The following is a 4,615-nucleotide window of genomic DNA, read 5'->3' as shown; positions in this document are numbered from 1 at the left end:
CCGATGCACTGAACGACGCCCTGGCGAACCCCATGCCGGCCCCATCTCTGAGGGAACGAGCGTCGTACTTCTCGGAGGACCGCGCTGCAGAGGGGTGGCTCGCGCTGATGCGGCGCCTTAGCCGCTGACCTCCGGCTCCGTCCCAGAGCATACGGACCGTCCCGCCAAGGGACTGCCAGCCCGATAAAAACGTCTGGACCGATGATAAAAGTTGCTTTTTTCATACTCCGGTGGTATATGTCATGTAGGGTCCGAAAAAATATCCTTGATAGCTCTGCGTTTCCATTCTCCGGTTCCAGACAGCAGGCGGACACGGAGAAATTTAAATCCTACAGGAGGTCAGTCATGCCGTTCACAACCACCAACGATAACGTTTCCATTCACTATGAGGTGCATGGTCAGGGGAAACCACTGCTGTTCCTTCCAGGCTGGACCTGCACGACGCATTTTTTCTGCAAAAACGTGGAACCCCTGTCGAAGGACCATAAAGTCGTCCTTATGGATTTCCGCGGTCATGGGGAATCCGAGAAGGTGCTGTACGGACACCGCATTGCCCGCTACGCGATGGACGTCCTCAATTTGATTGAGGCGCTGGACCTGGATGAGGTGACCCTCGTCGGGTGGTCCATGGGAGCAGCCATCGCCTGGAGTTACCTTGAACTGTTCGGGCCGCGTCACGTCGAAAAGCTCGTCTGTATCGATCAGGCTCCGGCGCAGTATATCGGTCCGGACTGGACCTGGGGCCAGACGAGTTGCTACGATGCGGAGACGTTCGTGCGTACCTGCTGCGCCGCGGAGTTTTTGCCGCGTACCTCGGCCGAGGGTCTCGTTCACGGCTGCCTTCATCGGGAGCCGACCGTCGATGAGGTTACCACGCTTGCGGACGAGATATCCAAGTGCCCTCCCAGGGTACGCATCGAGATCATGCGTGACCATACGCATATCGACTGGAGAGACTTTCTGCCGAGGATAACGGTCCCCTCGCTCGTGCTCGTCGCCCGGAACAGCAAGGTCTTTCCCTGGCAGGGAAGCGCCTATGTGGGCGAGGCCATTCCCGGGGCGAAGACGGTCTTTTTCGAGAGTTCGGGGCACATGCTCTTCTGGGAGGAGCCGGACAGGTTCAACGAGGTGCTGTCGAACTTTTTGAACGCCTGACCACATATCCTGCAGGAAACGCCCGTGCTCTGCAACCAGTTCCTTAAGGACGGGAAGAACTGACGCGCTCCGCGGCTGAATCATTGAAAAAAACGCGGCATCCTGTATACTGAAGTCGGTCCCCCGGCGCGGGGGCTCAGTCCTGTGCGGCAAAGGCCCGTGAACCCTGTCAGGCCCGGAAGGGAGCAGCAGTAAGCGGTGTCCTTTGGGTGCCACGGGGTCGCTGAGTTCCCGCGACGGGGGACCCTCGTCCTCCGTAAAGGAAACTCGTTCGCCACGTCCTACGCCCCTTCCCTTCTCCCCACATTTTTCGCGTCTTATCGTATAATAAATCACTATAAACCTTACATTTCGAGGGGCCGGCTGCGCCCTCAGGAGGAGGGGCTTACCTTGCCCGAGAGATTAAACGACGTACTGGACGAACGTCTTCGCAAGGAGCCGGAGGCGCGGTGTCTCTGGTGGAAAGGGGCCTGGGGCAACCGCAGGGAGTTCCAGTCCCTCGCCGACGGCTGCACGAGATCGCTGGAGGACGCAGGATTCGGCTCGGGGCAGAGGCTTGCCGTGATGATGCCCAACAGCCCCATGACGGAAGCCCTGGCCCTGGCTGCATGGCGGCTTGGCGGTTCCTTCTGCCCGTTGAACGAGAAGGCCGGCGCAGCGTCCCTGCTCAAGACGCTGAACCTGCTTCAGCCCTTCGCCGTCGTCGTTTCCGAGGGCGTGAGCGGAAGCCTGACGGAGGCCATCCGCGACGCGGGCCTGTCCTGCGCCACGTTCCCCACCGAGGGGACGCCCCCCGCCCTCACCGGCCGGCCGGCCGAGCCTGAGGCCGAGGACCTGGCCGTCATCTTCTCCACCTCCGGCACCACCGGCGACCCCAAGGCCGTGCCCATCACCCACGCGAACCTGCTGGACCAGTGCCGCGGAATCTCCGAGGCCATCCCCACGCTGTCGGACAGGGACTCGTTCCTGACCGTCCTGCCGAACTTCCACGCCTTCGGCTTCACCGTCAGCATGTTGGCGTCCCTCCACGTCGGCGCCTCGCAGGTCGTCGTCCCCGGCTTCATGCCACCTCAGAACACCCTGCGGGCCATCCAGGAGGCCCGCCCCTCCATCCTGCCCCTGGTGCCCACGATGCTGAGCTTCATCCTCGCCCTCCTGGAGCGCGGCGGGCAAAAGGCGGAGGGCGTGCGCCTCCTCATCACAGGCGGAGATCGCTACAACCCCCAGATGGACGAGCGCGTGAAGGCCGCCTTCGGCGTCGGCGTCCTGGAGGGGTACGGCATCACGGAGTGCTCCCCCGTGTTGGCGGCAAACCGCGTCGAGGAGGGCTTCAGGCTGGGGACCGTCGGACGGCCCCTGCCCCGCTTCGAGCTTCAGCTTCGGACGGAGGCGGGCATGCCGGCGGAGGCGGACGAAGGCGTGCTGTGGGTGCGGGGCCCGTCGGTGACCGTGGGCTACTATCATGCGCCGGAGCTCAACCGCGAGCGGTTCGACCACGGCTGGTTCAACACGGGAGACTACGTGCTCATCGAGGACGGATACATCACGATCCTGGACCGCGTGACGGACATCCTCATCGTCGGGGGCTTCAACGTCTACCCCCAGGAGGTCGAGGCCATGCTCTCCCAGCACCCCGCCGTGCAGACGGCCATCGTCGTGGGGATGCCGAACGACATCAGCGGGGAGGTACCCAAGGCCTTCGTCATCAAGGACAAGGACGCGCAGGTCTCGGCGTCGGAGCTGATCCGCTTCTGCAAGGCCCGCCTCGCCCACTACAAGGTTCCGCGGGAGGTGGAGTTCGTCGAGGAGCTTCCCCTCTCCAGCACGGGCAAGGTACTGCGCCGCGTGCTGCGCCAGCGGGAGCGCGACCGCGCTCAACGCTGAGGCCCACCTTCGCGCTCGCGCTTGTCATCGGCCGTCGATCGGCCTGAAAGCAACGATCCCGCAGAGCGTTCACGCCCGCGGGGCACGCAAACGGCAACGCCGTTTTCAACCCTTAGGACAGCAGGAGGAACACATTGATCATGCCTCAGAGACTGGAAGAGATCATCACCGAGAGCCTGAATCGCCACAGGGACGAGCCCTGTTACTGGTGGGAGGGGACGTGGCGCACGGGCGCCGACCTCCTGAAGCTCACGGCAGACTGTGAAGCGACGCTCAGGGACTCCGGGTTCGGCCGGGGGCAGCGCCTCGTCGTCATGATGAAGAACTGCCCGATGGTCCTGGCGCTCTCGATAGCCGTCTGGCGGCTGGAGGGAACGTTCTGTCCCCTGAACGTCGCGGCGGGCATCCCCGCGCTGAAGGGGACCCTGGAGCTGATCGAGCCCGCGGGCGCCGTCGTCGCCCCCGACGTGCAGGACGACGTGATCGCGGTCCTGGACGAGGCGGGGTGGCCCCACGCCGTCTGCCCGCCGGAGGGGCCGTTGCCGGCCTTCAAATGCAGGCCCGGCAAGCCGGAGGACAACGACCTGGCCGTGATCTTCGCCACCTCGGGTACCACGGGAGCCCCCAAGGCCGTACCCCTCACCCACGGGAACCTCATCGACAACTGCAAGTGCCTCCGCGATGTCGTCCCCGCCCTTCAGGAGGGACGCGTCTTCCTGACGGTGCTGCCCAACTTCCACTCCTTCGGCTACACCGTCGCCACGATCCTGCCCCTGACGATGAACGCCCGCCTGGCCATCGTGCCCGCCTTCCTGCCTCCGCAGCCGGCGATGCGCGCCATCCTGGAGGCTCCGGTGGACGTCACCTTCGCCGTGCCCGCCATCTACGCCTACCTGCTCATGGCCGTCGAGCACGGAAAGTTCCCCAAGGAGGGGTTGGCGCGTCAGAAGCTCCTGATCTCCGGGGGCGACCGTCTGAACCCCAACCTGCACGAGCAGGCCCTGCACCTGACGGGTCGGGACATCATGGAGGGCTACGGCCTGACGGAGACCTCTCCCGTCGTCACGATAAACCGCAGCTATGAGACCCATCGATCGGGCTCCGTCGGTCCCTTTCTCGACAGCTACGAGCACAAACTCCGCACGCGGGAAGGGCAGGACACCCAGGAGAACGAGGGGGTCCTGTGGGTGCGGGGCCCCTCGGTCACGCGGGGGTACTTCCGCGCGCCGGAGCTCACGGCGGAGCGATTCGAGGACGGCTGGTTCAACACGGGCGACTACGTGCGCATCGAGGACGGGTTCGTCCGGATCCTGGACCGCGTGACGGACATCCTCATCGTCGGCGGCTTCAACGTCTACCCCCAGGAGGTGGAGAAGGTCCTCGCCGGGCACCCCGCGGTGCAGACGGCCATCGTGGTGGGCATCCCCCACGACATCAACGGAGAGGTCCCCAAGGCCTACATCCAGCGGAAGGATGGCGCGACCGTCACGGAGCGCGAGCTGATCCGTTACGCGAAGGAGCACCTGGCCCACTTCAAGGCACCGCGCAGCATCGAGTTCGTCGATGAGTTCCCCCT

The 4,615-nt window shown here is 64.5% G+C and carries 3 protein-coding genes and 1 other RNA gene; all 4 read left to right on the top strand.

The window, feature by feature from the left end; all coding sequences use genetic code 11:
* Nucleotides 1-345 precede the first annotated feature (345 nt).
* Nucleotides 346-1,155: an alpha/beta fold hydrolase gene (locus SY1_RS11940; protein WP_015557172.1), complete on the top strand. Its 810-nt coding sequence runs from the start codon at nucleotides 346-348 to the stop codon at nucleotides 1,153-1,155.
* A 133-nt stretch (nucleotides 1,156-1,288) separates the two neighbouring features.
* An RNA gene (gene ffs, locus SY1_RS11935) (signal recognition particle sRNA small type) lies at nucleotides 1,289-1,387 on the top strand.
* 158 nt (nucleotides 1,388-1,545) lie between these two features.
* Nucleotides 1,546-3,039, top strand: coding sequence for an AMP-binding protein (locus SY1_RS11930; protein ID WP_208873886.1), 1,494 nt, complete (start codon nucleotides 1,546-1,548; stop codon nucleotides 3,037-3,039).
* Between the two features lie 140 nt (nucleotides 3,040-3,179).
* Nucleotides 3,180-4,615, top strand: a 1,436-nt coding sequence (locus tag SY1_RS11925; protein WP_208874073.1) for an AMP-binding protein, incomplete at its 3' end; no start/stop codon positions are given.

This window comes from Fretibacterium fastidiosum (assembly GCF_000210715.1).
In the GTDB taxonomy this organism is placed as follows: Bacteria; Synergistota; Synergistia; order Synergistales; family Aminobacteriaceae; genus Fretibacterium; species Fretibacterium fastidiosum.
Note: the sequence above shows the minus strand (reverse complement) of the source record. Positions and strands in the feature narration are given on the sequence as shown.